This is a genomic window from uncultured Thiodictyon sp. (assembly GCF_903828115.1).
GTDB lineage: Bacteria > Pseudomonadota > Gammaproteobacteria > Chromatiales > Chromatiaceae > Thiodictyon.
The window spans coordinates 1-4,481 of sequence record NZ_CAIKKU010000624.1 but is presented as its reverse complement, the minus strand read 5'-3'; the positions used below and the strand labels follow the sequence as shown (position 1 = coordinate 4,481).

4 protein-coding genes are annotated in these 4,481 nt (G+C 67.7%); 1 reads left to right on the top strand and 3 read right to left on the bottom strand.

Going from position 1 to position 4,481, the window contains the following annotated elements; translation table 11 throughout:
• Positions 1-401: 401 nt before the first annotated feature.
• The 3 genes from QZY48_RS23460 to QZY48_RS23450 form a co-directional block, all read right to left on the bottom strand.
• Positions 402-557, bottom strand: coding sequence for a hypothetical protein (locus QZY48_RS23460; RefSeq protein ID WP_295435636.1), 156 nt, complete (start codon positions 555-557; stop codon positions 402-404).
• Between the two features lie 538 nt (positions 558-1,095).
• Positions 1,096-1,941, bottom strand: a complete 846-nt coding sequence (locus QZY48_RS23455; protein ID WP_295435634.1) for a hypothetical protein — start codon at positions 1,939-1,941, stop codon at positions 1,096-1,098.
• A 134-nt stretch (positions 1,942-2,075) separates the two neighbouring features.
• Positions 2,076-2,987 carry a DUF2887 domain-containing protein gene (locus QZY48_RS23450; RefSeq protein WP_295435633.1) on the bottom strand — a complete coding sequence of 304 codons (912 nt, stop codon included), beginning with the start codon at positions 2,985-2,987 and terminating at the stop codon, positions 2,076-2,078.
• A 497-nt stretch (positions 2,988-3,484) separates the two neighbouring features.
• On the opposite strand from QZY48_RS23450, the gene QZY48_RS23445 reads away from it, so the two are divergent.
• Positions 3,485-4,381, top strand: a complete 897-nt coding sequence (locus QZY48_RS23445) for a phosphatase PAP2 family protein (protein WP_295435631.1) — start codon at positions 3,485-3,487, stop codon at positions 4,379-4,381.
• The last annotated feature ends 100 nt before the right edge of the window (positions 4,382-4,481 follow it).

Sequence of the window (4,481 nt, the reverse complement as noted above, 5' to 3'; positions counted from 1 at the left end):
GGACGCGGAGCGCCCGCACTTGCTCCCACGCAGGAGCGTGCGAGCCAGAAGCACCGGCCGCCGGCTGGTGCCGCGGGGCGGAATTGCCGGGGCCAGTCCGGCGATCGGGCAAGGGGCATGGAGCTTGGGGTATCCCGCCCTGTATCGACATGCCTGCCCCTCATGGGTGGCGAGGGCCAGGCGGGATGGGCGCACAATGATTCAATCGGCACGCGTCGGCGGTCGCGCCCGCGGGCGCCGCCCGCCAACTTCCGGCCCCCGTTGCGTTGGCCCGTCTTGCGGACCCTTGAAGCTCCTGAGCCAACCCTCGTTGTGTCTGCAAACCGAGGCGACCTGGAGTTGATGGTGGGTTACGGCGCGCAACACCGCCGCGCTATCCGGCAAGCTCCGTGCGGGCGCGCCTAACCCACCCTACAGGCCGCAAAACTCTTGAACGCCTGGACCTCCTTGGCCAGGCGAATCAGAATGAATAACTCATCGAGTTGGCCGCGCAGCACCAACAGCATCGGCGGCTTGTCATGCTCGGCATTGGCGCGTATACTGTGGGAGACGACCACGCCGGACGGGGCATTCGCCCCGTCCGAAACGTTTTCCCCGAGGCCGCTGGCCCATGCCCAGGGTCGGCCACGGAATAAAAGTCCGGGAGCGCAGCTCGGTGCCCAGCGTGTATTTGTGATAGCGGCTGAAGCCGGCCACCACCTTCTCGAAGTGTACCGCGACATCCATCGCCTGTTTGTAGATCGGCAGGTGTTCGTATCGCGCCATAACAGTTACACCTATCGTGTATTCACGCGCGCTGCGCGCGCAGGGGGGAAGTATCCCCCCTGACCCCCCTCTAAAGGGCCGCCTCTATCAGATCAGGCATCCGAATCACCGAATAACCAACGTCGCTCGCCGCGCGCGTCGGGTAGCTCCGAGCGCTAGCAAGCCCAGTGCCATCAGCAAGCCAGTCGCGGGCAGCGGGGCGGCGGCGACTTGTCCGGGGCGCACGGCCCAGCCGTAAAACTGGTTGTCCTTGATGCCGAGGCCCTGGTCCCCGCCGGCGGTGCCGAAGATCCACGCGCTGTTGGGACCCGGCGCGAACTGCGTATCGGACTAGTACACGGACGACTGCATATTGGTGAAATGTTCAGTGAGCGCCGTACTGGAGGTGATGCTTTGGCCTTGACTCAGACCACCCTCGGTATAGAACAGGTGCCCCAATTCACTTCCGGTGCAGTTGAAGCCCTCGCACGGATCCGTACCATTGCTATTCAGCGCCGACCACAGCCGCCAGCCGTTGGTGCCCGCATAGTTGGCCGCGTTCATCGCCGTGATCCAGTCCTGGGCCACGGCCCAGGTCATGGTGCCGTCGGCCGCGATGCCGGTCACGCCAAAGTCCACCGTGTCGGCCAGGTTGGCGTTCTTGAGCCAGGTCAGTCCCGTCGCACCACGGTCGTTGTCCCAGACCAGGTTCACGCCGCCCGCCGTGTAGTCGATCAGCGCCGCCTGGGCCGCACCGCCGCCCAGCAGCAGCGCCCCCGCCAGCAGTCCCGCGCCCGTCAGGTCGTCTTCATCGCTCCCCTCCGACCGATCAGTTGAACAAAGGATTCGGCAAACCGGGGCCCGGTGGTTTCCTTGCGGCTTGGGCGGACGTGTGCTGCCTACGGCGATATTACCATAGCTGGGGGGTAGAAAAAGACAAGAAATCTGAACCGACAGGCGGCAGCAGCCCGGCGCGCGGTCCCGTAGGGCGGAACGCGCAGCGGTTCCGCCAGCCCCGGCGCCGGCGCAATCGTCGGGGTCGGCGCAATGGCGGATCGCCCTGCGGGCATCCGCCCTACGGCAACCGCACTGGCAGCGCCGTGCGGTACCGTGAAGGTCGCGCAGCGACGCTGTGGGAGCGGCTTCAGCCGCGACCAGACCGGTCGGCCGGTCGGTCGGGTTAGACGCACGCGGCACGAATTCGCGTCTTGGCTTGGAGGCTTAGCGCGCCGTAACCCGACAGCGAGGGCGCCTGTCGGGTTACGGCGCGCGCGGGCACCGCGCTCCGACGCGATGCCATTTAGGCGCGCCTAACCCGACCTACAAGATCGTCAGCGCACCTTCGGCCCGCCGCGCCGCGGCCTGGGGCCGAGCAGGTCCTCCAGGCTCTGGGCCTCGAAGATCCCCTCCAGCCAGCCGTCCAACTGCTCCATGGCCGCCCCATCCAGACGCAGGACGGCCCACCGGGGCAGGGCGCCGAAGCGGCGCTTCAGCAACCGCTTCAGGCCATCGGCCTTGCCCTTGGCCTCGCCCTCCGCCTTGCCCTCCGCCTTGCCCTTAGCCTCGCCATCGGCCTTACCGGCGGCTTCGCCCTTGGCAAAAATCTCCTGATAGGCGCGTGTTTGTTCCAGTGGAACCAGTACCGGCAACATGATGCGCAACTCCTCGTTGGTGAGTAGTGGAAACCGCTCCATCAGCAAAAATTCGAGTATCCGTTCCAGGGTAGCGCGGACCGGCGGCGCCACGGCCGCCGTCCGGATCACCTGCCAGGCCGCCGGGGCACGGACCCGCAGGTCCTCGGTGCGCGGGATGATCAGCGGGACCAGCGCCGCGACGTATGGGTTGTCCGGCTCGCGCTCCAGCCACGCGGGCAGAATCTCGTCGAGATACGCGACCGAGCACAGGGGCGGCCCGGCGCCGGGCGGTGCCCCGGGATCGTCCCCCGCACGCAGGAAGATGAGGATACCGCGAACCGCGCGGCCCGGGTGCGCCTCCCCGTACAGTCCGATCTTGGTCAGCAGGTTATACCAGGCACCGGCCACCGGTTGCGCCTGAAACTCGACGATCTGGGCGGGTCCGTCGTGGTCCTCGGGTTCAAAGATGCCGTCCAGGCGTCGCTCGATGCCCTTGAGCGTCAGGGACACGAAGCGGTAGCTCCCGCTCAGGGTTACACCGCCGCTCAGGATGCGAAACGCCTCGGCGCCGGTGGCGAGGTATTCATAGATCGACGGATCGGTCTTCATGTCGCGCTGTCCGCTGCCGGCCATGGCTTTACCGTGAAAGTCCGGCGGGGACCTTGTGGGAGCAGCCTCAGCCGCGACGAGGTTTCGCGGGTTACCCGAGCGTCGCGGGTCACCGCCTCTGCGCCTCTGCGCCTCTGCGTGAGATCTCTTAAGAATCTCACACAGAGGCACCGACACGCACCGGTGCCTCCCCAGCCGGTCCGGTCGGCCGCAGCTTGAGCTTGCTCATCGTCGACTCGCTCTATGTCGGGTTTCAGGTGGCTTTAAGCTTACCCGACACCGGGGCAAGAATGCAGGCTGCCAAGAGAAATTCCGGATTCCATGGATCGCGGCCTGGCGCTGCCGGCCTTGATACTCCTGGCGGCCACCCGCCGCGGCCGGGGGGCCGCTCCTACAACTGGGATTCGGCAGCGGCGCGCGTAAGGCGATATGCTATTCAGCAAGGCTGGCGGTTGCCGGCCGCGTCGCTGAAAACCTGCGAACAGGAGAGATCGAGAATGGGTATATCGCCTGCACTGGACTTGGGTGGGAAGCCATCGGCCGCCGTTCGACCGCTCGCGCCCGCGGCCCGACGGCGGTTGTTGCCTTGGCTGGCGCTGGCCGGCCTGGCCCTGGCGGCGGGCTGTGCGTCGGTCAACCAGGTCCCGCCACCCGCCGCCGTGGCCGAGATCAAGCCGGGGACACCGGCCGGCTTCCTGCAGCCCGGCGCGCTGCCCGACGGCCTGACGCTGCTCCCGCCCCCGCCCGCCCCGGGATCGGCCGCCATGGCCGCCGACCAGGCGGCGTTCCGCGCGACGCGCGCCTTTCGCAACACGCCGCGCTGGGCGCTAGCGACCGCCGACGCGGTACTCAAACTCCCGCAGGGTCCGCAGGCCTTCTCCTGCGCGCTGGACGCGCCGATCACGCAAGAGGCCACGCCGAACCTGTACGCCCTCCTGGGCCGCAGCGCGACCGATGCGAATCTGGCCGCCGCGCCGACCAAGGAGCACTACCAGCGCACCCGTCCCTTCGTCGTCAATCGCCAGGCCAGTTGCACCCCGCAAGACGAGGCGCGGCTGCGGCGCAATGGGTCCTACCCATCCGGTCATACCATGATCGGCTGGACCTGGACCCTGATCCTCACCGAACTGGCCCCCGAGCGTGCCGACCGGCTCCTCGCGCGCGGCTATGCCTTTGGCCAGAGCCGGGTGATTTGCGGCATGCATTGGCAGAGCGACGTGACGGCCAGCCGGGTGCTGGCGCCCGGCGTGGTCGCCCGCCTGCACGCGGACCCGGCCTTTCGCGCCCAGTTAGAGGCCGCCAAGGCGGAACTGGCCGCGGCCCGCGCCAAGGGACTGGGGCCCACCCGCGACTGCCGGGCGGAGGCGGCGGCACTGGCCGTGACGTTGCCGTGAAAGTCGCGCGGCGACGCTGTGGGAGCGGCTACAGCTACCAGACGTTCTAACGGACCAGGCGTCGTTGTCGTTGTCGTAATCGTGGTCGGATTATTCGATT

What these genes read in the sequence shown, in the direction of transcription:
- QZY48_RS23450 (WP_295435633.1), bottom strand. Translation starts at nt 2,987, where the DNA reads ATGAAGACCGATCCGTCGATCTATGAATACCTCGCCACCGGCGCCGAG.
- QZY48_RS23445 (WP_295435631.1), top strand. Translation starts at nt 3,485, where the DNA reads ATGGGTATATCGCCTGCACTGGACTTGGGTGGGAAGCCATCGGCCGCC.